The 24,888-nt window shown below is 71.8% G+C and carries 19 protein-coding genes; 15 read left to right on the forward strand and 4 right to left on the reverse strand.

The window, feature by feature from the left end:
* Positions 1–101 precede the first annotated feature (101 nt).
* Positions 102–2,576, reverse strand: coding sequence for a SulP family inorganic anion transporter (locus IE257_RS24355; protein ID WP_189971993.1), 2,475 nt, complete (start codon positions 2,574–2,576; stop codon positions 102–104).
* 234 nt (positions 2,577–2,810) lie between these two features.
* Between IE257_RS24355 and IE257_RS24360 the strand changes: the two genes are divergently transcribed.
* A complete protein-coding gene (locus IE257_RS24360; protein ID WP_189971996.1) occupies positions 2,811–4,118 on the forward strand; it encodes a polysaccharide deacetylase family protein in 1,308 nt (435 codons plus the stop codon).
* On the opposite strand, the gene IE257_RS24365 is transcribed toward IE257_RS24360, so the two are convergent.
* Positions 4,072–5,094, reverse strand: a complete 1,023-nt coding sequence (locus IE257_RS24365) for an ATP-binding protein (protein WP_189971998.1) — start codon at positions 5,092–5,094, stop codon at positions 4,072–4,074. The genes IE257_RS24360 and IE257_RS24365 overlap by 47 nt on opposite strands.
* 109 nt (positions 5,095–5,203) lie before the next feature.
* On the opposite strand from IE257_RS24365, the gene IE257_RS24370 reads away from it, so the two are divergent.
* Positions 5,204–6,025 carry a Fic family protein gene (locus tag IE257_RS24370; RefSeq protein ID WP_189972000.1) on the forward strand — a complete coding sequence of 274 codons (822 nt, stop codon included), beginning with the start codon at positions 5,204–5,206 and terminating at the stop codon, positions 6,023–6,025.
* A gap of 371 nt (positions 6,026–6,396) precedes the next feature.
* Here IE257_RS24370 and IE257_RS24375 read toward each other — a convergent pair whose 3' ends face one another.
* A complete protein-coding gene (locus tag IE257_RS24375; protein WP_189972002.1) occupies positions 6,397–7,272 on the reverse strand; it encodes an HAD family hydrolase in 876 nt (291 codons plus the stop codon).
* A gap of 539 nt (positions 7,273–7,811) precedes the next feature.
* Here IE257_RS24375 and ssd point away from each other — a divergent pair.
* Genes ssd through IE257_RS24410 form a run of 7 tightly spaced genes read left to right on the forward strand, consistent with a single transcriptional unit; the run spans position 7,812 to position 12,747 of the window.
* Positions 7,812–8,987, forward strand: a complete 1,176-nt coding sequence (ssd, locus tag IE257_RS24380; protein WP_229920630.1) for a septum site-determining protein Ssd — start codon at positions 7,812–7,814, stop codon at positions 8,985–8,987.
* Positions 8,984–10,132, forward strand: a complete 1,149-nt coding sequence (locus tag IE257_RS24385) for a TadA family conjugal transfer-associated ATPase (RefSeq protein WP_189972006.1) — start codon at positions 8,984–8,986, stop codon at positions 10,130–10,132. The genes ssd and IE257_RS24385 overlap by 4 nt, the downstream gene beginning before the upstream one ends.
* Positions 10,129–11,013 carry a type II secretion system F family protein gene (locus tag IE257_RS24390; RefSeq protein ID WP_229920631.1) on the forward strand — a complete coding sequence of 295 codons (885 nt, stop codon included), beginning with the start codon at positions 10,129–10,131 and terminating at the stop codon, positions 11,011–11,013. Before IE257_RS24385 ends, IE257_RS24390 begins: the two co-directional genes overlap by 4 nt.
* On the forward strand, positions 11,013–11,789 hold the full coding sequence (locus tag IE257_RS24395; RefSeq protein WP_189972024.1) for a type II secretion system F family protein: 777 nt from the start codon (positions 11,013–11,015) through the stop codon (positions 11,787–11,789). The genes IE257_RS24390 and IE257_RS24395 overlap by 1 nt, the downstream gene beginning before the upstream one ends.
* Before the next feature lie 49 nt (positions 11,790–11,838).
* On the forward strand, positions 11,839–12,036 hold the full coding sequence (locus IE257_RS24400) for a DUF4244 domain-containing protein (protein WP_189972027.1): 198 nt from the start codon (positions 11,839–11,841) through the stop codon (positions 12,034–12,036).
* Positions 12,023–12,409 (forward strand): TadE family type IV pilus minor pilin, encoded by a 387-nt coding sequence (locus IE257_RS24405; protein WP_189972028.1) that lies wholly within the window; start codon positions 12,023–12,025, stop codon positions 12,407–12,409. Before IE257_RS24400 ends, IE257_RS24405 begins: the two co-directional genes overlap by 14 nt.
* Positions 12,406–12,747 (forward strand): Rv3654c family TadE-like protein, encoded by a 342-nt coding sequence (locus tag IE257_RS24410; RefSeq protein WP_189972030.1) that lies wholly within the window; start codon positions 12,406–12,408, stop codon positions 12,745–12,747. Before IE257_RS24405 ends, IE257_RS24410 begins: the two co-directional genes overlap by 4 nt.
* A gap of 96 nt (positions 12,748–12,843) precedes the next feature.
* On the opposite strand, the gene sftH is transcribed toward IE257_RS24410, so the two are convergent.
* Complete coding sequence (gene sftH / locus IE257_RS24415) at positions 12,844–15,315, reverse strand: DEAD/DEAH box helicase (protein WP_189972032.1); 2,472 nt, start codon at positions 15,313–15,315, stop codon at positions 12,844–12,846.
* 70 nt (positions 15,316–15,385) lie between these two features.
* Here sftH and bldG point away from each other — a divergent pair, with 70 nt between their 5' ends.
* From bldG to topA, 6 genes are all read left to right on the forward strand, one after another.
* Complete coding sequence (bldG, locus tag IE257_RS24420; protein ID WP_008743037.1) at positions 15,386–15,727, forward strand: anti-sigma factor antagonist BldG; 342 nt, start codon at positions 15,386–15,388, stop codon at positions 15,725–15,727.
* A gap of 122 nt (positions 15,728–15,849) precedes the next feature.
* A complete protein-coding gene (locus IE257_RS24425) occupies positions 15,850–16,290 on the forward strand; it encodes an ATP-binding protein (RefSeq protein WP_189972034.1) in 441 nt (146 codons plus the stop codon).
* A gap of 275 nt (positions 16,291–16,565) precedes the next feature.
* Positions 16,566–18,968, forward strand: coding sequence for a sodium-translocating pyrophosphatase (locus tag IE257_RS24430; protein WP_189972036.1), 2,403 nt, complete (start codon positions 16,566–16,568; stop codon positions 18,966–18,968).
* Positions 18,969–19,132: 164 nt separating this feature from the next.
* Entirely contained in the window at positions 19,133–19,699 is a 567-nt protein-coding gene (locus IE257_RS24435; protein WP_189972038.1) for a small secreted protein, read from the forward strand.
* Between the two features lie 142 nt (positions 19,700–19,841).
* Positions 19,842–21,365 carry a DUF7059 domain-containing protein gene (locus IE257_RS24440; protein WP_189972040.1) on the forward strand — a complete coding sequence of 508 codons (1,524 nt, stop codon included), beginning with the start codon at positions 19,842–19,844 and terminating at the stop codon, positions 21,363–21,365.
* A gap of 609 nt (positions 21,366–21,974) precedes the next feature.
* A complete protein-coding gene (gene topA, locus IE257_RS24445) occupies positions 21,975–24,776 on the forward strand; it encodes a type I DNA topoisomerase (RefSeq protein WP_189972042.1) in 2,802 nt (933 codons plus the stop codon).
* Positions 24,777–24,888 lie beyond the last annotated feature (112 nt).

The raw sequence follows: 24,888 nt of genomic DNA on the forward strand, positions 1-24,888 counted from the left end.
TCACGATCCGGGCCGCGCGCGAACGGAGTGCGAATGGCCCCTCCCCGCTGCAGGGGGCGGGAAGGGGCCAAACGATTGCACGAATACGGGAGGGTATCGGTTCAGGCGTGCTGGCCGACGCTGTCGAAGACCCGGCAGTCGAAGAAGTCCTCGCCCTCGGACAGCAGGTACGCCTGAGCCTCGCCCACGTGGAAGTACATCCCGTGCAGCTCCAGGGTGCCCTCGGCGAGTCGCCTGGCCACCGATTCGTGGGCCCGCAGGTGCTCCAGCTGCTGGACCACATTGGTCAGGCACAGCTGCTCGACGGCGTCCGCCGGGAGCCGGCCCGCGATCCGGGCCCAGGCGTGGTGGCGGCTGGCCATCCGCTCCAGGCTGGGCAGCCCGTGCTTCAGCCAGCGACGCAGCGGGGTCATCGGGGCGCCGGGCGTGGAACTGAGCAGGGCCTGCATGGCCCCGCAGCCCGAGTGCCCGCACACCGTGATGCTGTCCACCTGCAGCACGTCCACGGCGTACTCGATGGCAGCGGCGACGGAGTCGTCCGTGGACTCCGCGCCGGGCAGCGGCACGAGATTGCCGACGTTGCGGACCGTGAACAGGTCGCCGGGGCCGCTGGCCGTGATCATGCTGGTCACCAGGCGGGAGTCCGCGCAGGTGAGGAAGAGCTGGGAGGGCCGCTGCCCCTCGCGGGCCAGCCGGGCCAGCTCGTCCCGGACGTGCGGTGCGGTGTCGCGCTGGAAGGCGCTGATGCCATTGGCCAGTTGGCCCGCGCCGCGCCGCCGGGGCGCGGGCGAGGCGGCCCGGTCCGTGGCGGCCTCCGCCTCGGCCTCTGTGGTCGCCGCGGCTGCCGCGGCCGCGGCAGCGGCAGTGACCGTACGGGTGCCCGCGGGGCGGTGGTCGCAGTGGTTCTGCCACGGCGTCCAGGGCCGGCAGCACTGGTGGGCCCCGCGGCGGGACCGGTCCGCGTGGTGGCCCGCGCCGTTCGGACCGGCTGCTTCGGCCGCTCCGGCCCCGGTGGGTCCGTAGGCTCCCTCGGACTCGTCGTACCCGTCCAACTCGTCGGCGGAGGTGGTTCCGGGTAGCCGCGCCGAGGATCCGGCCCGGCCTGTCACTTCCAGCGTGCCCCCGTGTGCCAGATGGGACTCCTGCCAGTCGTGCAGGGTCTCGTAGGCCGCGTGGTCCATGAACGAGCCGTCCAGCTCGATCACCGCGTGCCCCTCGTACGGAAGCTGGTTCAGCACCCGGCTCAGGCGGGGCACGGCGAGGAAGGTCAACTGCCCGCGCGCCCGCACCCGATGGACCCCGTTGTCCTGCTGCTCCACGGTGATCCGGGTCCGGGCGAGCCGGTGCAGGGCCAGCGCGACCGCCACCGCGATGCCGATGGCCACGCCCTCCAGGACTCCGCCGAGCACCACGGCCACGATGGTCGTGCCGTAGACCAGGATCTCCCGGTGCCGGGTGACGCTGCGCATGTGCGTGATGTTGACCATCTGCACGCCGACCGCCATCACCAGTGCGGCCAGTGCGGCCAGCGGGATCAGGTCCAGGACCGGGACCAGCAGCCCGGCCGCGAGCAGCACCCAGAAGCCGTGCAGCATGGCCGACTTCCGGCTGACCGCACCGGACTTGACGTTCGCCACGCTGCGGACGGCCACGCCGGTGATGGGCAGTCCGCCCAGCGCCCCGGAGACGATGTTCGCGGCACCCTGCCCGCGCAGTTCCCGGTTGAGGTCGGCGCGCGGCGGGCGGTTGCCCGTGCGCCGCTCGGAGGCGATCAGCTTGTCGGTCGCGACGGCGGAGAGCAGCGACTCCACGCTTCCGACCAGGGTGATGGTCAGTACGGCGGCGATGAGGCCGAGGACCGGACCCTCGGGCAGTTCCGGCAGGGCGTGGCTGCGCCAGGACGGCAGGTCCACCCGGGGCAGGCTGAGTCCGGCCAGGGCGGCGACCGCGGTGGCCGTGGCCACGGCGGCGAGCGCCGCGGGCACCTTGCGCAGGGCGCGGCCCACCCGTCCGGGCAGCCGGGGCCAGCCGAGCAGGACGATCAGGGTCAGCACACTGATGCCCAGTGCGACCGGATGCAGGTCGGCCAACTGCCCGGGCAGCCCGAGGACGTTGGCCACGGCGTTGCTCTGGGGGGTGCCGCCGAGCACGATGTGCAGCTGGGCCAGCGCGATGGTCACGCCGATGCCCGCGAGCATGCCGTGCACGATGGCCGGGCTGACCATGAGCGCCGATCGGGCGGTGCGCAGTGCGGCGAGGCCGAGCTGGCACACGCCGGCGAGCACGGTGATGGCGCAGGTGGTGCGCCAGCCGTAGCGCTGGATCAATTCGGCGGTGACCACGGTGAGTCCGGCGGCGGGTCCGCTCACCTGGAGCGGAGCGCCACCGAGCCGCCCGGCGACGATCCCGCCGACCGCCGCGGCCACCAGGCCGGCCTGGAGCGGGGCGCCGGTGGCCAGGGCGATGCCGAGCGAGAGCGGCAGGGCGATCAGGAAGACGGCGATGGAGGCGGAGAGGTCCGCCGGGAGGTCCTTGCGGATCTCCTGGGTCGTGCGGGTGGGGGAGGTGACTGTCATGGGTCCCGTCTCCTCGGGGGAGGGATGAAGCGGCGGGAGTCTCAACACTCGGTAAATGGATGGTAATGGAGAGTAAAGGTGGGCGGTGAATAATACGGGCAAATAGCCGACAAATTACCACGCAAGGGTGATTAAGCATTTTGTCCGGCTTGTCATACCTTCCTCAAAGCAGACCGCATGGGACGTTGCGGCGCGGAAGTCCTGCGATGGAACTGCGAGGGAGAGGTGGGGCGGATGATCGCCGCCACGAAGAAGATCGCCGGCGGCCTGGTCGCCACGGCGCTGGTCCTTGGAGCCGCCGGGTGCAGCATCTCGGAACCCGCCAAGTCCCCGGCTCCAGGGGCCCAGAACGCGCTGAAGGGACCCGCCGCCCCGGAGGCGCCCGGCAGTGTGAACCGACCCATCGGAGACGGCTCGACCGCGTACACGGGTGCGCAGCCGAACGTACAGAAGCCGCAGAAGCTGAAGCCCGGTGAAAAGCCGCCGCAGTTCGTGGTGTTCTCGTGGGACGGCGCCGGCGAGGACAGCCAGAAGCTCTTCTCGCACTTCCGCGAGGTCGGCAAGAAGTACAACGCCCGCATGACGTACTTCCTCAGCGGGGTGTACATGCTCCCGGAGGAGAAGAGCTCCCTCTACACGGCGCCCCAGCACTCGCCCGGCCGCTCCGACATCGGCTTCGGCGACCTCCAGGGGATCAAGGACACCGCCACCCAGGTCCGCGCGGCCTGGCTGGAGGGCAACGAGATCGGCACCCACTTCAACGGCCACTTCTGCGGCCCCGACGGCGGCGTCGGCACCTGGTCCGTGGACGAGTGGAAGAGCGAGATCAACCAGGCGAAGTCCTTCGTCAAGAACTGGCGGACCAACTCCGGTCTGAAGGACCAGGCGGCGCTCCCCTTCGACTATGACAAGGAGCTCATCGGCGCCCGCACCCCCTGCCTCGAAGGCCAGAAGAACTTCATGCTGGCGGCGAAGGACATGGGCTTCCGCTACGACTCCAGTGGCATCAGCAAGCAGATCTGGCCCAAGAAGACGGACGGTCTCTGGGACATCCCGCTCCAGCTGGTGCCCATGCCGGGGCGCGCCTTCGACACCTTGAGCATGGACTACAACTACATGGTCAACCAGTCCGGGACGACCTCCCAGGGCGACCCTTCGCAGCACGCGTACTGGGGCGAGCAGATGCGTGACGGCCTGAGTCAGGCCTTCGACCGCGTCTACCAGGGCAACCGTGCGCCGTTGATCATCGGCAACCACTTCGAGTCCTGGAACGGCGGCACCTACATGCGCGCCGTCGAGGAGTCCATCAAGACCATGTGCACCCAGAAGGAGGTCCGCTGCGTCCCCTTCCGCGAGCTGGTGGACTGGCTGGACGCGCAGGACCCCAAGGCCCTGGAGTGGATGCGCACCCTCGACGTCGGCGAGACGCCGAAGGAGGGCTGGTCCAAGTTCCTGACCGCGGGGCCGCCGGCCAAGCCGGCCGCCCCCGCGGGCGTCAAGCCGGCTGCGGAGCCGGCCGAGGAGAGTGGGGACGAGGGCTGACGAGCACCTCGGTCCCCTCGTGCAGGACGAAGTCGGGGTCGACCTGGTCCGCCAGATCGACCCCGGTCTTGGTGTTGCCCCAGCTCTCCGCGTTCTTGAGATGGAAGCTCACCATCTGCTGGGTGTACCGGGCCCAGTCGCGGTGGGCGTACGAGTCGTCGGCGGCGTCCTGGAGCTCCTGGAGGGCGAACCGGTTCGACGCCTCCAGCAGGTCGAAGGGGGCCGGCCGGCCCTTCTCCATCGCCCGTACCCAGTCGGAGTGCCCCACGGTGACCAGCAGGTCCTCGCCCACCTCGTCCTGGAGGAACTCGATGTCCTCGGGCCCCTGCACCTTGTTGCCGATGACCTTGAGCGCGACCCCGAAGTCCCGCGCGTACTCCTTGTACTGGCGGTAGACGGAGACGCCCTTGCGGGTCGGCTCGGCGACCAGGAAGGTCACGTCGAAGCGCGTGAACATGCCCGAGGCGAAGGAGTCCGAGCCGGCCGTCATGTCGACGACCACGTACTCGTCCGGTCCGTCGACCAGGTGGTTCAGGCAGAGCTCGACCGCCCCGACCTTGGAGTGGTAGCACGCCACGCCCAGATCGGCCTCGGTGAACGGCCCCGTGGCCATGAGCCGGACGGGCTCCCCGTCGAGCACGAGCGTGCGCGCGCAGGCCTCGTAGACCGGGTTGTCCTCGGTGACCCGCAGCAGGCGCGAGCCGCGCCCGGGCGGGGTGGTCTTGATCATCGTGTCGGCGGACGCGATGCGCGGATTGGAGCCCCGCAGGTACTCCTTGATCAGGGGCAGGTGAGCGCCCAGGGCGGGCAGCTCGGCGGCCTCCTCCTCGGTGAGTCCGAGCGCGGCGCCCAGGTGCTGGTTGATGTCGGCGTCCACCGCGACGACAGGGGCTTCATTGGCTGCGAGGTGGCGGATGAAGAGGGAGGACAGGGTCGTCTTGCCGCTGCCGCCCTTTCCCACGAAAGCGATCTTCATGTTCACCAAGCGTAGTGGGTTGATAGCAGGGTGTTGTCAAGGTGAGTGAAGAAGACCACTCCAAGGAGGGGTCGGTGCTGAGGGTGCGCAGTGCGTAGGCTCCCTACTTATGAGTAGCGCTTCTGACCCGCTGGCCCCCCTGGCCGGGCTCCCGGGTGTCGTCGAGTCCGTGGATTCCGTACGCAAGGCCGTGGACCGGGTCTACGGGCACCGCGTGATGCGCCGCCGCAGCGGCGAGATCACCTCGGAGGCCGCCCTGCGCGGCGCCCGCGGGAGCGCGGCGCTGTCCGGCGCGGACTGGGCGCTGGAGGAGGTGCGCCGCCGGACCGACTTCGGATCGGAGCCGGAGGCGTTGACGGTGGGCGCGGCGCTGCGGCTGACGGCGGAGGCCGGCCAACTGCTCAGCATCTGGCGCCAGTCGCCGCTACGGGTCCTGGCGCGGCTGCACCTGGTGGCGTGCGGGTCGACAGCGGACGGCGATGTCGTGGGCCGCCCCCGGTTGGCGGGCGAGCCGGTGGTCGAGCCCCTGGTGGAACTCCCGCTGCCGAGCGCCGAGGAGGTCGCGGGCCGGCTGGACGGACTCTCCCGCCTGATCATCGCCGGCGGCTCCGCCCCGGCTCTGATCACGGCGGCGGTGGTGCACGGCGAGCTGCTGGCCCTGCGCCCGTTCGCCTCGTACAACGGCCTCGTGGCGCGGGCGGCCGAGCGGATCGTGCTGATCAACAGCGGTCTGGACCCGAAGGCGATCTGCCCGGCGGAGGTCGGTCACGCCGAACAGGGGACCGAGGCCTATCTGGCCGCCTTCGAGGGCTACGTCTCCGGGACCCCGGAGGGGATGGCCGCCTGGATCGCGCACTGCGGGCGGGCGATCGAACTGGGTGTCCGCGAGTCGACGGCGGTCTGCGAGGCCCTCCAGCGCGGCGCGGCCTGAGCGCGTCCGTCCGGCCCTCGCGGACATGGGTTGCGGCGACACCGTCTAGCTTTGGTGTCGCCGCTGGCATTTACGCCCAGTTACCAAGCGTCCTCGATATATGCCCATCAGGTCGGGGTCTTTGCCCGTTACCTGGTGCGGCTGGCCCGTAATCGACGGGTCGACGTCGCGTGGGTGCTCGGCGCTCATGCTTCGGTCCGTGGGCCTTACTGCGTTTTAAAGATGATCCTCTCGGATGTTCTTTGGTCTCGCGGGCCGTTGCTTTATTTGTACTCCGCTTCGGAGCCATGCGAAACCCCTGGCTCCACTTTTTACTTTCCGGGACGACCGAGGGCGAACCGGACAGTTCTTATCGGTGCAGGTCGGGACATTCAGGCAGAGCGGGTGGCGGCCAGGGCGTGAGCCCGACGCCGGCTCGCGTACCAGACCAGCCCCGCAGTGGCGGCTGCCGCACCCACGGCCGCGGCGGCGACCAGGGCCGGCCGGGTCGGCATGGACAGCCCGGGGAGGCGCTGCTTGAGCCGCACGGGCCGGTTGAAGACGAGGGCCGGCCACTCGCGTGCCACGGCCTCCCGCCGCAGCGCCCGGTCGGGGTTGACGGCGTGCGGGTGTCCGACGGCTTCGAGCATGGGGATGTCGGTCGCCGAGTCGCTGTAGGCGTAGCACCGGGTGAGGTCGTACCCCTCGGACTCGGCGAGTTCCCGTACGGCTTCGGCCTTGGTGGGCCCGTAGGCGTAGTACTCGATCTCTCCGGTGAAGCAACCGTCCTCACCCACGACCATGCGGGTGGCGACGACCCGGTCCGCGCCGAGCATCTCCCCGATGGGCTCGACGACCTCCGCTCCGGAGGTGGACACGATCACCACGTCGCGGCCCGCGGTGTGGTGGGCCTCGATCAGGGACGCGGCCTCGTCATAGATGATCGGGTCGATGAGGTCGTGCAGGGTCTCCGCGACGATCTCCCGCACCTGCTGCACGTTCCACCCCTTGCAGAGGGCGGACAGGTACTCCCGCATCCGTTCCATCTGATCGTGGTCGGCGCCGCCGGCCAGGAAGATGAACTGCGTGTACGCGGTGCGCAACACGGCTCGCCGGTTGATCAGGCCGCCTTGGTAGAAGGACTTGCTGAACGTCAAGGTGCTCGACTTCGCAATGACCGTCTTGTCCAGGTCGAAGAAGGCTGCGGTGCGAGGCGAGGAGTGCGGCAAGGGCTGATTTTCCACGCCCCGAGCATATGCGCCCACCATTCGGCGTAAGGTGTGGCGCGTGGGTTTGCCTGAGAAGGCTCTCGGGTACACCATGGAAGTCACGGATCGTTCGCGACCGTGCTAACCCGGTCTGGCTCCTCCCCCCCCGAGTCGGACCGTGGGGACGACCCCCGCTCTCCCCCCCGGCGGGGGTCGTCGCATGTCCGGACGCGGTTTGCGTCCCTGCCTTCGGCCCCAAGTGACCATCCTCCGGCCCTTCCCCTTGTGTGGGGCCGACGTCGCGAAGGCCCTCTCCACATCAGACTCGTGACGCTGCGTGATGGTTCCGCCGCGCTCCGGAACTCACCTGTGAGGGTGACCGGGTTATTCACAATCGATGGGTTGTCCACAGTTATCGAGCAAGATCCACTTGTTTTTCCTGATCGCTGCACGGTGATTCCAGCCGCGAAGTCCGTGGCGGAAGCATTTGCAGTGAGAAGGGGGCGGAGATCGTGGCGCGATCGAAGTCGTGTGAAACGCCGGAGTCCGTGGTCGGCGGAAGGGGGACGAGGGCCGGGGTGGGCCTCGGCCCCGGTTCCGTGGCCGGATCCGCACCCGGCGGCGGGCGGCCGCTGATCATCACCGAGGACCCGCTGCTGCTCGACGATCTGCTGAGGCTGTGCGCCGCGGCAGGTGCCGAACCGCATGTGCACCACGGGCTTCCCGAGCGGGCCTGGGCAGCCGGGGCGCACGCGATGGAGGCGTCAGCCGGGACGGCCGGGACGGACGGGACGGCCGGGACGCCGGAGGGCGGGGCGGCGGGGAGCGTGGGATGGGAAACCGCTCCGCTCGTGCTGGTGGGCGACGACGCCGCCCGACGGGTGCGAGGGGCGCCGCGCAGGGCCGGGGTGTTCCTCGTCGGCCGCGAGCTGGACGACCCCCAGGTGTGGCAGCGGGCGGTGGAGATCGGCGCCGAGGAGGTGCTGCGGCTCCCGGATGCCGAGAGCCTGCTCGTCGACCGCATCGCCGATGTCGTGGAGGGTGCCGGGCGGCCCGCCCTCACCGTGGGGGTGATCGGCGGCAGCGGCGGCGCCGGAGCGTCCACCCTCGCGTGCGCGCTCGCCCTGCGGGCCGCCCACGCCGGTGAGCGGACCATCCTCATCGACGGCGACCCGCTGGGCGGGGGCATGGACGTCCTGCTCGGCGGCGAGAGTGCCGAAGGGCTGCGCTGGCCCGACTTCGCGGCCTCGCGGGGCCGGGTGGGCGCCGGAGCGCTGGAGGAGTCCCTGCCCGAGCTGCACGCCCTGCGCGTGCTCAGCTGGGACCGCGGGGACCGGGTGGTGGTGCCGCCCGCGGCCATCCGGTCCGTGGTTGCCGCCGCGCGCCGCCGGGGCGGGGTGGTGGTGGTCGACCTCCCGCGGCGCGTCGACGAAGCCGTGGCCGAGGTGCTGGCCCAGCTCGACCTGGTGCTGATGGTGGTGCCGGGCGAGTTGCGGTCGGTGGCCGCCGCGGGGCGGGTGGCGGCCGGGGTGCGGATGGTGTCCCGGGACGTGCGCGTCGTCGTACGGGGACGTTGCCCGGGCGGTCTCGATCCGGAGGCCGTTGCCGGGCTGTTGGGGGCGCCGCTGGCCGGGGAGGTGCCGGTCGAGGTGGGACTCCCGGGGCGGGTGGCCGAGGGGGAACCGCCGGGGGCGCAGGGGCGCAGTGCCCTGGCCCGCTTCTGCGACGGCTTCTGGCAGCGGGCCCTCGGCTCCGCCCAGGGGGTGCCGGCATGAGCGCGGTACTCCTGGACGCGGTGCGCCGACGCCTTGCCGAGACCGGGGCGGAACCGACCCCGGCGCGGGTGGCGGCCGCCCTGCGGGCCCAGGGCAGGCTGCTCGGGGACGCCGAAGTGCTGGGGGTGGCCGCCGAGTTACGGTCGGAGCTGGTCGGGGCGGGCCCGCTGGAGCCGCTGCTCGCCGACCCGGAGGTCACCGACGTGCTGGTGGCGGCCCCCGACCGGGTGTGGGTGGACCGGGGCGGCGGCCTGGAGTTGACCGGGGTGACCTTCGCCGATGCGGAAGCCGTGCGCAGGCTCGCCCAGCGGCTGGCTGCCGTGGCGGGCCGGCGCCTGGACGACGCCCGGCCCTGGGCGGACGCCCGGATGCCCGACGGGACCCGGTTGCATGCCGTGCTGCCCCCGGTCTCGGTCGGGTCGGCCTGCCTCTCGCTACGGGTGGTGCGCCCGCGGGCCTTCACGCTGGAGGAGCTCGTCGCCGCGGGGACCCTGCCGCCCGGCGGGCACCGACTGCTCCGGGACATGGTCGAGGCCCGCCTGTCGTTCCTCGTCTCCGGTGGGACGGGGACCGGCAAGACCACTCTGCTCAGCGCCCTGTTGGGGCTGGTCGGGCCCGGCGAGCGGATCGTCCTGGCCGAGGATTCGGCCGAGCTGCGTCCCGACCATCCGCATGTGGTGCGGCTGGAGACCCGGCCGGCCAACCAGGAGGGGGCGGGCCTGGTCACCCTGGCGGACCTGGTCCGCCAGGCGCTGCGGATGCGGCCCGACCGGCTGGTGGTGGGCGAGGTGCGGGGCGCGGAGGTGGCGGACCTGCTCGCCGCCCTGAACACCGGGCACGAGGGGGGCTGCGGGACGGTCCACGCCAATGCCGCGGCCCATGTGCCCGCACGGCTGGAAGCGCTGGGGACGGCCGCGGGGCTCGATCGGGCGGCTCTGCACAGCCAGTTGGCCGCGGCCCTGACCCTGGTGCTCCACCTGGTCCGGGACCGGGAGGGCCGGCGCCGACTGGCCGAGGTGCACGTGCTGGAGCGGGACGCCGCCGGGCTGGTGGTCACCGTACCGGCGCTGCGGTGGGCCGCGCGGGGCTTCGTACGGGAGCGCGGCTGGGAACGGCTTCGCCCACTGCTGCGCGGTGCCCGGTGAACGCGGCAGCCGCGCTACCGGTGCCGCTGTTCGCCGGGGTGCTGTGCGCCGGAGCGGCAGTTTGGGGTCTGGCCGGGGGCGACCGGGTGTCCCGGCGGGCCCGGGTGGTGCTCGCCGCGGGTGCTCCGGTGGTTCCGGGTGGGCCACTGCGCCGGGAGCGGTTGCTGATCGCCGTACGGGTGCGGGCGGCGCGGTGGCGGGAGTGGTCCTGCCTCGGGGCCGGGCTGGTGGTCGCTGCGCTCGGCGGGTCGGTGATCCCGTTGCTGGCGGGGGCGGCTGCGGTCCCGCTGGTACGGCGGTGGCTGCGGGTACGGGCGCGGGAGCGGGCCCGGGCCGCGCGGGCCGCCGAGGTGGTGGCCCTGTGCGGGGCGGTGGTGGGCGAGCTGCGGGCGGGAGCCCAGCCGGGGCAGGCCCTGACAGCGGCGATGCGGCGCACGGCCGTCGGGCCCGGCGGCCCGGGAGCGGTGGAGACGGGGGTCCTGGCCGCGGCGGCCTTCGGCGGGGACGTGTCCGGTGCGTTGCGCCAGGCGGCGCGGGAGCCCGGTGCGCAGGGGCTGGCCGGGATGGCCGCCTGCTGGCGGGTGTCGGTGGACGGCGGTGCGGGCCTGGCAGCCGGACTGGAGCGGTTGGAGGGAGCGCTGAGGGCCGAGCGGGACCGGCAGGAGTCGATGCGGGCCCAGTTGGCGGGGGCGCGGTCGACGGTGCTGGTGCTGGCCCTGCTGCCGCTGGTGGGTCTGCTGATCGGCACGGGCCTGGGCGCGGATCCGCTGCGGGTGCTGCTGCACACGCCGATGGGTTGGGGGTGTCTGGTGGCGGGCGGCGTGCTGGAGGCGCTGGGACTGCTGTGGTGCCGGCGGATCGTCCGGACGGGGGAGCGGTGATGGCCGGGTGCCTCGTCCACAGGCTGGGGATCGCCGTGTGCCTGGCGGTGGCGGCGCTGTGGACGGTGAGAGCGGTGACCGCGCGGATCCGGTCGCGGGCGGCCCGGCGCAGGGCCGTGGCCCTGCTGGGGGTGGAACCGGGACTGCGGGGGCCGGTGTTCGGCTCCGCGGTGCGCGGCGCGGTGGCGGTGTGGGCCGGTCCGGCCGGGGCGCTGCTGGCGGGCTGGGTGCTCGTCGGTGGCGTGGCGGGTGTGGCCGTGGGCGGCCTGGCCGCGCTCGGCGTGCGGCGGTGGCGGTCCAGGGTCGGGCCGCAGGGCGGAGTAGACCTGAAGGAGGCGGAGCGTCAGCTGCCGTTTGCCGCAGATCTGTTGGCCGCGTGCCTGGCGGCCGGGGCGGGCCCGGTGGAGGCCGCCGAGGTGGTCGGGGAGTCGCTGGGCGGCCCGGTGGGGGAGCGGCTTGCGAGGGCCGGAGCGGAGCTGCGGCTCGGCGGTGAACCGGGATCCGGGTGGGGGAGGTTGGCGGAGATACCCGGCGCCCGGGCTCTCGCGGAATGCCTGGAGCGGGCGGCCCGGACGGGGGCGCCCGCGGCGGAGCCGGTCTCCCGGCTCGCGTCCGGCCTGCGGGAGGACCACGCCCGGAGTGCGGGGGCGCGGGCGCAGCGGGCGGCGGTCCTCGTCACGGCGCCGGTGGGGCTGTGTTTTCTCCCGGCTTTTCTCGCGATCGGGGTCGCGCCGGTGGTGATCGGTATGGCCTCGGGACTTCTCTCGAACACCTGAAGTCGCATTGACCACAGACATCAACAGCAGAAATCCACAGGAGGTTGTCATGAGGATCATCTGGTTTCGTGTGCGGAAGGTGCTGAGGGGACGCAGGAGCGATGCGGGGATGTCCACCTCGGAATACGCCATGGGCACGATCGCGGCCTGCGCATTCGCTGCCGTCCTCTACAAGGTGGTGACGAGTGAAGTCGTTGCCACGGCCCTGCAGTCGACCATCGGAAAGGCGCTCGATGTGCCGTTCTGAGGGTGGGTCAGGGGGTCTCCGTGGAAAGTCGGACCGGGGATATGTGACGGCGGAGGCCGCCCTCGTGATCCCGGCGCTGGTGCTGTTCGCGGCGCTGCTGGTGTGGGCGCTGACGGCGGCGGCCGCGCAGATCCGGTGCGTGGACGCGGCCCGGGCCGGTGCCCGGGCGGCGGCCAGGTCGGAACCGGTGGAAGTGGTGGAGGAGGCGGCCCGGGCGGCTGCTCCGGAGGGCGCGCGGGTGGAGCTGGCCCGGGTGGGCGACCTCTGGCGGGTCCGCGTGGTGGCGCCGGCGCCGGGGCCCGGCGGGCCGCAGGTACGGCTGGGCGCGCAGGCGGTGGCCCTGGCGGAGGACAGCGTGGGGCCGCCGCCATGAGCCGGGACCGGGGGTCTGCCACGGTCTGGGCGGCACTGGTGGCGACGGTGCTGGCTGCGGTGTTCGGCGGCGTGCTGCTGCTCGGCCAGGCCGTCGTGGCCCGCCACCGCGCGGCGGCGGCCGCCGACCTGGCGGCGCTCGCGGCGGCGGCAACCTGGGCGCACGGGCCGGGGCCGGCGTGCGCGGCGGCCCTGCGGGTGGCCCGGGCGCAGGGCGCGGCGCTGGGCGGGTGCCTGCTCCGGGGAGAGGTCGCCGAGGTCACCGCACGGGTCGCGGCGGGCCCCTTCACCCCGGCGATCCGGGCCCGGGCGGGCCCGCCCGGCCCGCGTCCGGGCTGAGACCGGAGGCGCGGGCCGCGGACCGAGGACCGCCGGCAGGGCTGCGTCAGGCTCCACCGGCTTCCGCCCCCACCGGTTTTCCCCCGGTGGATTCCGTCAGGCCTCGGCGGCCGGGGCCGGCGGGGATTCGGAGAGGAGGCGGGTCAGGAGGCGGATGGCGCCGCGCTTGTGGAGGGGCTCGTTGCCGTTGCCGCACTTGGGGGACTGGATGCAGGAAGGGCAACCGGACTCGCACTCGCAGGCGGCGATCGCGTCCCGGGTGGCCGTCAGCCAGGCGCGGGCCGTGCGGAAGGCGCGCTCTGCGAAGCCGGCGCCGCCGGGGTGGCCGTCGTAGACGAAGACCGTGGGGAGGAGGGTGTCGGGATGCAGCGGCACCGAGACGCCGCCGATGTCCCAGCGGTCGCAGGTGGCGAAGAGCGGGAGCATGCCGATGGAGGCGTGTTCGGCGGCGTGCAGCGCGCCGCCGAGGATCTCCGGATTGATCCGGGCCTCGTCGAGCTGGTCCTCGGTCACGGTCCACCACACGGCCCGGGTGCGCAGGGTGCGGGGCGGCAGGTCGAGCTTGGCCTCGCCCAGCACCTCGCCGGTGATCAGCTTGCGGCGCAGGTAGGAGACGACCTGGTTGGTGACCTCGACGGAGCCGAAGCAGAGCCGGGCCGAGCCCCACGGGATCTGGGTCTCGGTCTCCAGGATGGAAATGGAGGTGGTGTCACGGGCCGTGGTGGAGAAGGGCGGGTCGGCTTGCTCCACGAGGGCCACGGAGTCCTCCAGGTCCAGGTGCTTCACGAGGTACGTGCGGCCCTGGTGGAGGTGGACGGCCCCCTCGTGGACGGCGGTGTGGGCCGCCGACTCGTCGACCGTGCCCAGCAGCCGGCCGGTCGTGGCCTCGACGATCTGCACCGGGCGGCCGCCGCCGCCCCGGATGTCGGTCAGGTCCGAGGCCCGTTCCCGGCGGGTCCAGTGCCAGGCGGTCGCCCGGCGGCGCAGCAGCTTCGCTGCTTCGAGCTGGGGAAGGAGCTCCTTGGTCGCCGGGCCGAAGAGGTCCAGGTCCGCGTCGGTCAGCGGTAGCTCGGCCGCCGCCGCGCACAGGTGGGGGGCGAGGACGTACGGGTTGTCGGGGTCCAGGACGGTGGCTTCCACCGGTTGGCGGAACAGCGCCTCCGGGTGGTGGACGAGGTAGGTGTCCAGCGGGTCGTCGCGGGCGATCAGCACGGCCAGGGCGCCCTGGCCCGAGCGCCCGGCGCGGCCGGCCTGCTGCCACAGGGAGGCCCTGGTGCCCGGATAGCCGGTGATCAGGACGGCGTCCAGGCCCGAGACGTCCACGCCCAGCTCCAGGGCCGTCGTGGCAGCCAGCCCGAGCAGCTCCCCGGAGTGCAGGGCCCACTCCAGGGCCCGGCGCTCCTCGGGGAGGTAGCCGCCCCGGTAGGCGGCAACCCGGCGGGGCAGCGACCGGTCGACCGACGCGAGCCGTTCCTGGGTGATGACGGAGATCAGTTCGGCGCCGCGCCGGGAGCGGACGAAGGCGACCGTACGGACCCCCTGGACGACCAGGTCGGTCAGCAGGTCGGCCGTCTCCGCGGTGGCCGTACGGCGTACGGGAGCGCCCTTCTCGCCCCGCAGCTCGGTGAGTAGCGGCGGCTCCCACAGGGCGAAGACCAGCTCGCCGCGCGGTGAGGCGTCGTCGGTGATCTCGATCACCCGTACGCCGGTCAGCCGGGACGCGGCCGCCGCCGGGTCGCTCGCGGTGGCGGAGGCCAGCAGGAAGACCGGGTCCGCGCCGTAGCGGGCGCACAGCCGCCGCAGCCGGCGCAGGACCTGCGCCACGTGGGAGCCGAAGACCCCGCGGTAGGTGTGGCACTCGTCGATCACGACGTAGCGCAGCGCCCGCAGGAAGGAGGACCAGCGCGGGTGGGCCGGGAGGATCCCGCGGTGCAGCATGTCGGGGTTGGTGAGGACGTAGTTCGCGTACTGGCGGACCCACTCGCGTTCCTCGACGGGCGTGTCCCCGTCGTAGACGGCGGGGCGTACGGCGTTGCCCAGCGGAGCGGCCAGTTCCCGTACGGCGCGCCGCTGGTCGGCCGCCAGGGCCTTGGTGGGGGCCAGGTACAGGGCGGTCGCCCCCCGGCCGTTCGGGGCCTCGGCGCCGTCCGCCAGGGCGGACAGCACGGGCGCGAGGTAGGCCAGGGACTTGCCCGAGGCGGTGCCGGTGGCCACGACCACGGACGTTCCGTCGAGGGCGAGCTCGGCCGCCGCGGCCTGGTGTTCCCACGGATGGTCGATTCCGGCCGATCGGATCGCGGCTACGACGTCCGTTCGGATGCGGTCGGGCCAGACTGCATGACGACCCGCCCGAGGGGGCAAGTGCTCCGTATGGGTGATGCGCGCAGCACGGGAAGGCCCCCGTGACAGACGGTCCAGGACCGTGTCGGGGGTGGGTCGAGGGTCCGCGGGCGCCGTGGGCCGTCCGGGACCGTGAGTGTCGGCCATCGGAACCGAGTGTGTCACCGGCGTGCGGGACAATGGTCCGAAGGCGTCGTGCGCGCCTGCCGGTAAGTGATTGAATGCCATCGCGGCAGCCAATCCCTCGCCTACCTTCGGGTGAGGGGGCGTCGCTCGATAGCAAGGTGCTGGAGGATCCGTGGACCTGTCCCTGTCGACTCGCACTGTCGGCGACCGTACGGTCGTGGAGGTCGGTGGCGAGATTGATGTGTATACCGCGCCCAAGCTGCGCGAGCAGTTGGTCGAGTTGGTGAACGACGGCAGCTACCACTTGGTTGTCGACATGGAGCGAGTGGACTTCCTCGACTCCACCGGCCTCGGTGTGCTTGTGGGAGGCCTCAAGCGCGTCCGTGCGCACGAGGGCTCGCTCCGTCTGGTGTGCAACCAGGAGCGCATCCTGAAGATCTTCCGCATCACCGGTCTGACCAAGGTGTTTCCGATCCACACCACTGTGGAAGACGCCGTCAACGCCACTGACTGACGGCTCCGAGCGGCTCCCCGCGGCCTTCGGGCGGCAGGGCGCCGACAAGGAGAGCGGGGGTACCGGGCCATGGTTGGCCCGGGCCCCTGTCAAGGCACGCCCGTAGTCCGAGGGGGACGCGCATGGCCACCGTTGAACTGCGCTTCAGCGCCCAGCCCGAACACGTCCGGACGGCCCGCCTGGTAGCGGCTGCCGTGGCGCGCCGGGTCGGTGTGGAGGAAGCCGTCCTCGACGAGGTCCGCCTCGCCGTGGGCGAGGCCTGTTCGCGTGCCGTCGGACTCCATCGGCTCAACGGGCTGACCGGGCCCGTCCGGGTCGTGCTGACCGAGGACGAGAAGGTGTTCTCCATCGAGGTCGGCGACGAGGTCCCCGGCCCGTCCGGAGGCGGGTCCGACGCCGTGTCCGGCATGACCGCCGTCCTGGAGTCCGACGGTGAGGCGGAGGACGAGATGGGGCTCGCAGTGATCACCGGGCTCGTCGACGACGTCGAGGTGACCAGTGGGGAATCGGGCGGAACCATCCGGATGAGCTGGCCCGTCGCCGGTGTCTCCGAGCTGCACTGAGGTCCGCCGCGATCCACGCGATCCACCGCGCGCGAATCCCTCGTATCTTCCGATCTTTATCAAGGCCCTGCTGAGCAGGGCCTTTTTCATTTCCCTAGATCGATGACGAGGCGTCAATGCCTTTGTCCCATTACCACTTTCGGGGGTAATGGAGTGACGCGATCTATTGCTGAGGAGCAGGAGCACGCCAATTACGTTTCCTGCGCACTGTTTTGATCGGGTCGCGCTCCCTACAATCCGTCCACATCTTGAGCTCATCACGTCAAGGAGGACGAATGACGGGGCTCTTCACCCCCATTGCGCCGGGTCGCACCACAGATCTGGCATCCGCAGTACTCACTGATGACAATCGGCTCATCGTGATCGTCATTGCGGCCGTGGCACTCGCCGCACTCGTCGTCGCGCAGATCCTGGTCCGCCAGGTACTCGCCGCAGACGAGGGAACCGACAGCATGAAGAAGATCGCAGCAGCCGTCCAGGAAGGCGCCAACGCCTATCTCGGCCGGCAGTTGCGCACCCTCGGCGTCTTCGCCGTCGTGGTCTTCTTCCTGCTCTTCCTGCTCCCCGCCGACGACTGGTCCCAGCGGAGCGGGCGGTCCGCCTTCTTCCTCGTGGGCGCCATCTTCTCGGCCGCCACCGGCTACATCGGCATGCGTCTGGCGGTCCGCGCCAACGTGCGCGTCGCCGCCGCCGCACGCGAGGCCACCCCGGCCGAGGGGGAGCCCGCCAAGGACCTGACCGAGGTCTCCCACAAGGCGATGAAGATCGCCTTCCGCACGGGTGGCGTCGTCGGCATGTTCACCGTCGGTCTCGGCCTGTTCGGCGCCTCCTGCGTCGTGCTGGTCTACGCCGCCGACGCCCCCAAGGTCCTGGAGGGCTTCGGCCTCGGGGCCGCCCTGATCGCGATGTTCATGCGCGTGGGCGGCGGAATCTTCACCAAGGCCGCCGACGTCGGCGCCGACCTGGTCGGCAAGGTCGAGCAGGGCATTCCGGAGGACGACCCGCGCAATGCCGCGACCATCGCCGACAACGTGGGCGACAACGTCGGAGACTGCGCCGGAATGGCGGCCGACCTCTTCGAGTCCTACGCCGTCACCCTCGTGGCCGCGCTCATCCTCGGCAAGGCCGCCTTCGGCGACCTGGGCCTCGCCTTCCCGCTGATCGTCCCCGCGATCGGCGTCATCACCGCGATGATCGGCATCTTCGCGGTCTCCCCGCGGCGCTCCGACCGCAGCGGCATGACCGCCATCAACCGCGGCTTCTTCATCTCGGCCGTGATCTCCCTGGTGCTGGTCGCGATCGCCGTCTACGCCTACCTGCCGGCCACCTACAAGGAGCTGGTCGGCGTCGAGAACCCGGCGATCACCAACCACTCCGGTGACCCGCGCGTCCTGGCCGTCGTCGCCGTCGCCATCGGCATCGTGCTCGCGGCCCTGATCCAGCAGCTGACCGGCTACTTCACGGAGACCAACCGGCGCCCCGTCCGGGACATCGGCAAGTCCTCCCTGACCGGCGCGGCCACCGTCGTCCTCGCCGGCATCTCCGTCGGTCTGGAGTCCGCCGTCTACACGGCGCTGCTCATCGGCCTCGGCGTCTACGGGGCGTTCCTGCTCGGCGGTACGTCGATCCTGCTCGCGCTCTTCGCGGTGGCCCTGGCCGGCACCGGCCTGCTCACCACCGTCGGCGTCATCGTCGCCATGGACACCTTCGGGCCCGTCTCCGACAACGCCCAGGGCATCGCCGAGATGTCCGGCGACGTCGAGGGCGCCGGTGCGCAGGTCCTGACCGACCTCGACGCCGTGGGCAACACCACCAAGGCCATCACCAAGGGCATCGCCATCGCCACGGCCGTGCTCGCCGCGGCGGCGCTCTTCGGCTCGTACAACGACGCGATCGCCACCGCGGTCAGGGAAGTCGGTGCCAAGGCCGGGGAGATGAACCTCAGCCTCGACATCGCACAGCCCAACAACCTCGTCGGGCTGATCCTGGGCGCGGCGGTCGTGTTCCTGTTCTCCGGCCTCGCCATCAACGCCGTCTCCCGCTCCGCGGGCGCCGTCGTCTACGAGGTGCGCCGCCAGTTCCGCGAGCACCCCGGGATCATGGACTACACCGAGAAGCCCGAGTACGGGCGCGTCGTCGACATCTGCACCAAGGACGCGCTGCGCGAGCTCGCCACGCCCGGTCTGCTCGCCGTGCTCACCCCCATCGCCGTCGGCTTCTCCCTCGGTGTGGGCGCCCTCGGCTCCTTCCTCGCCGGAGCCATCGGCACGGGCACCCTGATGGCGGTCTTCCTCGCCAACTCCGGCGGCGCGTGGGACAACGCGAAGAAGCTCGTCGAGGACGGTCACCACGGCGGCAAGGGCAGCGAGGCCCACGCCGCGGTCGTCATCGGCGACACGGTCGGCGACCCGTTCAAGGACACCGCCGGTCCCGCGATCAACCCGCTGCTCAAGGTCATGAACCTGGTGGCGCTGCTGATCGCTCCCGCCGTCGTGCAGTTCAGCTACGGCACGGACAGCAGCCCGACGGTGCGGGCGATCGTCGCGGTCCTCGCGATCGGCGTGATCGTCGCCGCGGTGTACATCTCCAAGCGCCGCGGCATCGCCGTCGGCGACGAGACCGAAGGCGGAGCCGCCGAGCGGGTGGCTCAGTCGGCCGACCCCGCGACGGTCTCCTGACCCGAGGTTCGGCCAGCGGGCCGGGCAGGGCCGGGCAGGGCCGGCCGGTACGCCCGAACGGCGGACGGGCGGCGCGGACTCACGCGCCGTCTGTCCGCCTTTGTGCGTCACCGGACGGTAGGCGTGTATCTTCCGGGCCGAGAGCCTTCGAAGGGACCAATCCGGTGAACAAGAAGCTTGCGGCCGCAATGTCGGGCGGTGCGGTGCTGATGCTCGTCCTGTCCGGCTGCGGCGGGGACGAGACCGACGAGAAGGCCGGCACCTGGGCCAAAAAGGTCTGTGACCAGTGGCAACCCGAACTCAAGAAGATCGAGACCGCCAACGCCGACATCAAGCGGGTGGCCTCGGAGAGCAGTAAGCCCGAGGACGTCCAGAAGACCGACTCGGCGGCCTTCGGGACCATGTCCGAGTCGTACAGGACGATGGGGGCCGCCCTGCAGTCGGCGGGCGTTCCGCCCGTCAAGAACGGCGCCGCGACCCAGGCGGCGGCGGCCAAGGGCTTCGAGTCGACCTCGAAGGGCTACGCCGACCTGAAGGCGAAGATGGACGCCCTCGACCCGAAGGACCAGCCGAAGTTCGCCGACGGCCTCAAGGAGGTCGCGGGCGGCCTCCAGGAGGCGACGAAGGGCGGCCAGGACGCGCTCGCCCAGCTCAACGCGGGCGGCCTGGACAAGGCGATCAACAGCCAGAAGGGCTGCCAGGTCGCGACGTCCTCCGCGGCTCCGCAGTAGCGCGGCCCGCCTTCGGGGGCGGCGTTCGGCGCGGTACGTCGATCAGGGCGGCCGGGGTCCCGCAAGGGGGCCGCGGCCGCCCTTTCGTGCCCCCGGGCCCGGTGTGATCGGCAGGACGGGTCCCAGCGGACACAATGGACGCGTGAGTACCACCAGCCTTCCCACGCCCGACCGCGCCGCCGAGCTCCGCGAAGCCCTGCTGGCCGCCGGTTTCACCGCAGACGGGCTGCTCGACCTGCTCGGCGCCCCCGCCTACGCCGCACTGGCCCGCAGCGAGACCGTTCCGGCCCTGCGCGCCACCCGCGGCCCCGGCGACGGGGCGCTCGCGAGCCTGGTCCGGCTCTTCCTGCTCCAGCAGCCCGAGCCGTACGTGCACGCCGCCGAGGCGCTGCCGGTCGAGGCGGCCCTGGCCGACGGCTGGCTGCGGCTGGAGGGCGACGAGGTGCACGCCACCGTCGACGTACGCCCGTACGGCGGCCCCGACGGCGAGGACTGGTTCATCGTCTCCGACCTCGGCTGCTCCGTCGGCGGGGCCGGCGGGATCGGCGGGATCGGCAGCCGCGAGGAGGGAGTGGTCCTCGGCGTGGGCGGCGCCTCCACCACCCTGGCCGGGATCACCGTCCGCACCCCGGTCGGCTCGGCCCTCGACGTCGGCACCGGATCCGGAATCCAGGCGCTGCACGCCTCCCGGCACGCCACCCGGGTCACCGCCACGGACGTCAACCCCAGGGCCCTGGAATTCACCCGCCTGACGCTGGCGCTGTCCGGGGCCCCGGAGGCCGAGCTGCTCACCGGGTCGCTCTTCGAGCCGGTCGGCGACGCCACGTACGACCTGATCGTGTCGAACCCGCCGTTCGTGATCTCCCCCGGCGCCCGGCTGACGTACCGGGACGGCGGCATGGGCGGCGACGACCTGTGCCGGACCCTGGTCCAGGAGTCCGGCGCGCGGCTCAATCAGGGCGGGTACGCGCAGTTCCTCGGCAACTGGCAGCACGTGGAGGGCGAGGACTGGCACGACCGGCTCCGCTCCTGGGTGCCGCGCGGCTGCGACGCCTGGATCGTGCAGCGTGACGTGCAGGACGTGACGCAGTACGCCGAGCTGTGGCTGCGCGACGCGGGTGACCACCGGACCGACCCGGCCGAGTACGCGCGCCGGTACGAGGACTGGCTGGACGAGTTCGAGGCCCGCGGGACCAAGTCCGTCGGCTTCGGGTGGATCACCTTGCGCCGGACGGACGCGGCCGAGCCCTCGATCGTGGTCGAGGAGTGGCCGCACACGGTCGAGCAGCCGCTCGGCGACGCCGTGCTGGCCCATTTCGCCCGCCAGGACTACTTGCGCGAGCACGACGACGCGGCCCTGCTGGAGGCCCATTTCGCGCTGGCCGAGGAAGTGGTCCAGGAGCAGGTCGGCGCGCCCGGCGCGGAGGATCCGGAACACGTCGTGCTGCGGCAGAACCGCGGAATGCGCCGCGCGACCAAGGTCGACACGGTCGGCGCCGGGTTCGCCGGAGTGTGTGACGGCTCACTGAGCGCGGGCCGGATCCTGGACGCGATCGCGCAGCTGATGCAGGAGGACCCGATCGTGCTGCGGGACCGCACTCCGGAAGCCATCCGGCTGCTGGTCGAGCAGGGTTTCCTGGACCCCGTGGCGGGCCGCACGCAGTAGGGCACCTGGATGTAACCCGGGGTTCGCCCGGCGTATCCCCGGGGCTGTCAGTCTGCCGGTCAGAGGGATCCGGGGGGATCCCGAGGGCGGCCCGGGGGTACAGGGAGAGCGGCGCGGAAAACGGTCCGGCGATCTTCGCGCGGCCGTGTTCCCGCTGCTCGGGGCGGCTCTGCAGGCCTGGACGGGGCACGCACGCCTCCACCGCGCAGCGGTGGCGGACGGCGCGCGCCCCGTCGCGGGCCTGCCGCCGGTCCGGCTCGTCGGCGCAGCGCCGACGGCCCTCGGACCGGGGCGCCTCGCGCGGCAGCCACAGCGAGATCGCGGGGCTCGGCCGGACCGGGATCACGGCCCTCCTCCGGCACGAAAACACGAGGCCGGAGCAGGCGCGCGACCGGGTGCGAAGGCGCGGCCAGACGGCCCTTGCGCCACTCGGCCCGGTGATCGCGAACGCCCCGGCGCGGCATCCGGGCGGCAGAAACGGCACTTGTCGGGTTACCGTTCGAGTGGCCGTTGCGGGCTTCTGCCGTTTGACACGGGGGCGGGTTGTACCGTCACACTCCGCAGCGTCGCCGTACTGCGACCGAGTGCCGACCGGAGAGAAGAGCCAAGTTGTCCCCGACTAGCGAGACCGCAAAGGGCGGCCGCCGACTCGTCATCGTCGAGTCCCCAGCCAAGGCGAAGACGATCAAGGGCTACCTCGGCCCCGGATACGTCGTCGAGGCGAGCGTCGGGCACATCCGCGACCTCCCGAACGGCGCGGCCGAGGTTCCCGACAAGTACACCGGCGAGGTCCGTCGCCTCGGTGTGGACGTCGAGCACGACTTCGCGCCGATCTACGTCGTCAACGCGGACAAGAAGTCCCAGGTCAGGAAGCTCAAGGAGCTGCTGGCCGAGTCCGACGAACTCTTCCTCGCCACCGATGAGGACCGCGAGGGCGAAGCCATCGCGTGGCACCTGCAGGAAGTCCTCAAGCCCAAGGTCCCCGTCCACCGGATGGTCTTCCACGAGATCACCAAGGACGCGATCCGCGACGCCGTCGCCAACCCGCGCGAGCTCAACCAGCGCATGGTCGACGCCCAGGAGACCCGCCGCATCCTCGACCGCCTCTACGGCTACGAGGTCTCGCCGGTCCTGTGGAAGAAGGTCATGCCGAAGCTGTCGGCGGGCCGCGTCCAGTCGGTGGCCACGCGCATGGTCGTCGAGCGGGAGCGCGAGCGCATCGCCTTCCGCTCCGCCGAGTACTGGGACCTGACCGGAACCTTCTCCACCGGCCGTGCCGGTGACGCCTCCGACCCCTCCACGCTGGTCGCCCGGCTGAACACGGTCGATGGCAAGCGCATCGCCCAGGGCCGTGACTTCGGCTCGAACGGGCAGCTCAAGAGCGAGGTGCTGCACCTCGACGAGGCGGGCGCCCGGGCGCTTGCCGCCGCGCTGGCGGACACCTCGTTCGCGGTCCGCTCGGTCGAGTCCAAGCCGTACCGCCGTTCCCCGTACGCCCCCTTCCGCACGACGACGCTCCAGCAGGAGGCCTCGCGCAAGCTGGGCTTCGGTGCGAAGGCGACGATGCAGGTGGCGCAGAAGCTGTACGAGAACGGCTTCATCACCTATATGCGTACCGACTCCACCACGCTGTCCGACACCGCGGTGTCGGCGGCGCGGGCGCAGGTCACCCAGCTCTACGGGGCCGACTACCTGCCGGAGAAGCCGCGCATCTACGCCGGCAAGGTCAAGAACGCCCAGGAGGCGCACGAGGCGATCCGTCCTTCGGGTGATCGTTTCCGCACCCCGGCCGAGACGGGCCTGACCGGCGACCAGTTCCGCCTGTACGAGCTGATCTGGAAGCGGACCGTCGCCTCCCAGATGAAGGACGCGGTCGGCAACAGCGTCACCGTGAAGATCGGCGGCCGTGCCTCGGACGGGCGTGACGCCGAGTTCACCGCCTCCGGCAAGACGATCACCTTCCACGGCTTCATGAAGGCGTACGTCGAGGGCGCGGACGACCCGAACGCCGAGCTCGACGACCGTGAGAAGCGGCTGCCGCAGGTCGCGCAGGGCGACGCGCTGGCCGCCGAGGAGATCACGGCGGACGGGCACTCGACCAAGCCGCCGGCCCGCTACACCGAGGCCTCGCTCGTCAAGGAGCTCGAAGAGCGTGAGATCGGCCGTCCGTCGACGTACGCGTCGATCATCGGCACGATCCTCGACCGCGGCTACGTCTTCAAGAAGGGCACGGCGCTCGTGCCGTCCTTCCTGTCGTTCGCCGTGGTGAACCTGCTGGAGACGCACTTCGGGCGGCTCGTCGACTACGACTTCACCGCGAAGATGGAGGACGACCTCGACCGCATCGCGCGGGGCGAGGCCCAGTCCGTGCCGTGGCTGAAGCGGTTCTACTTCGGCTCGGAGGACGCGACCGAGGTCGTGCCGGCCGACGGGGACCACCTCGGTGGTCTGAAGGAGCTGGTCACGGACCTCGGTGCGATCGACGCCCGGGAGATCTCCTCCTTCCCGGTCGGCGAGGGCATCGTGCTCCGGGTCGGCCGCTACGGGCCGTACATCGAGCGCGGCGAGAAGGACGCGGAGGGCCACCAGCGCGCCGACGTCCCGGAGGACATGGCTCCGGACGAGCTGACCGTCGAGTACGCGGAGGAGCTGTTCGCGAAGCCGAGCGGCGAGTTCGAGCTCGGCAAGGACCCGGTCAGCGGCAACGAGATCGTCGCCAAGGACGGCCGCTACGGGCCGTACGTGACGGAGATCCTCCCCGAGGGCACCCCGAAGACGGGCAAGAACGCGGTCAAGCCGCGGACGGCCTCGCTCTTCAAGTCCATGAGCCTGGACACGGTCACCCTCGACGAGGCGCTGAAGCTGATGTCGTTGCCGCGCGTCGTCGGCGCGGACGCGGAGGGCGTGGAGATCACGGCCCAGAACGGCCGCTACGGCCCGTACCTGAAGAAGGGCACGGACTCGCGGTCGCTGGAGACCGAGGACCAGCTCTTCTCGATCACGCTGGACGAGGCCCTCGCGATCTACGCGCAGCCCAAGCAGCGGGGCCGGGCCGCGGCCAAGCCGCCGCTCAAGGAGCTGGGCACGGACCCGGTCAGCGAGAAGCCGGTGGTGGTCAAGGACGGCCGCTTCGGCCCGTACGTGACGGACGGCGAGACGAACGCGACGCTGCGGCGGGACGACGACGTCGAGACGATCACGCCGGAGCGGGGCTACGAGCTGCTCGCGGAGAAGCGCGCGAAGGGCCCGGCCAAGAAGGTGGCGAAGAAGGCCCCCGCCAAGAAGGCCCCGGCGAAGAAGGCGACGGCGACGAAGACCGCAGCCGCGAAGAAGACGACGGCGGCAAAGAAGACCACCGCCAAGAAGGCGACGGCGAAGAAGACGGCCGCCGCCCCGGCCGCGGACGAGTAGTACTCATACGGACGGGACGGGGCGCTTCGTGCCCCGTCCCGTCCGTATGGAGCCCCGCCGGCATTCGAGTCTCGGGGTCCGGGGCGGAGCCCCGCAACGGCGCCGGACCGTT

Source organism: Streptomyces avidinii (assembly GCF_014650695.1).
GTDB classification, from domain to species: Bacteria; Actinomycetota; Actinomycetes; order Streptomycetales; family Streptomycetaceae; genus Streptomyces; species Streptomyces avidinii.

Coding starts and splice junctions, on each gene's coding strand:
- IE257_RS24355 (WP_189971993.1), bottom strand. CDS start 2,576: ATGACAGTCACCTCCCCCACCCGCACGACCCAGGAGATCCGCAAGGAC.
- IE257_RS24360 (WP_189971996.1), top strand. CDS start 2,811: ATGATCGCCGCCACGAAGAAGATCGCCGGCGGCCTGGTCGCCACGGCG.
- IE257_RS24365 (WP_189971998.1), bottom strand. CDS start 5,094: ATGAAGATCGCTTTCGTGGGAAAGGGCGGCAGCGGCAAGACGACCCTG.
- IE257_RS24370 (WP_189972000.1), top strand. CDS start 5,204: ATGAGTAGCGCTTCTGACCCGCTGGCCCCCCTGGCCGGGCTCCCGGGT.
- IE257_RS24375 (WP_189972002.1), bottom strand. CDS start 7,272: ATGGTGGGCGCATATGCTCGGGGCGTGGAAAATCAGCCCTTGCCGCAC.
- IE257_RS24385 (WP_189972006.1), top strand. CDS start 8,984: ATGAGCGCGGTACTCCTGGACGCGGTGCGCCGACGCCTTGCCGAGACC.
- IE257_RS24395 (WP_189972024.1), top strand. CDS start 11,013: ATGGCCGGGTGCCTCGTCCACAGGCTGGGGATCGCCGTGTGCCTGGCG.
- IE257_RS24400 (WP_189972027.1), top strand. CDS start 11,839: ATGAGGATCATCTGGTTTCGTGTGCGGAAGGTGCTGAGGGGACGCAGG.
- IE257_RS24405 (WP_189972028.1), top strand. CDS start 12,023: ATGTGCCGTTCTGAGGGTGGGTCAGGGGGTCTCCGTGGAAAGTCGGAC.
- IE257_RS24410 (WP_189972030.1), top strand. CDS start 12,406: ATGAGCCGGGACCGGGGGTCTGCCACGGTCTGGGCGGCACTGGTGGCG.
- sftH (WP_189972032.1), bottom strand. CDS start 15,315: ATGGCATTCAATCACTTACCGGCAGGCGCGCACGACGCCTTCGGACCA.
- IE257_RS24425 (WP_189972034.1), top strand. CDS start 15,850: ATGGCCACCGTTGAACTGCGCTTCAGCGCCCAGCCCGAACACGTCCGG.
- IE257_RS24430 (WP_189972036.1), top strand. CDS start 16,566: ATGACGGGGCTCTTCACCCCCATTGCGCCGGGTCGCACCACAGATCTG.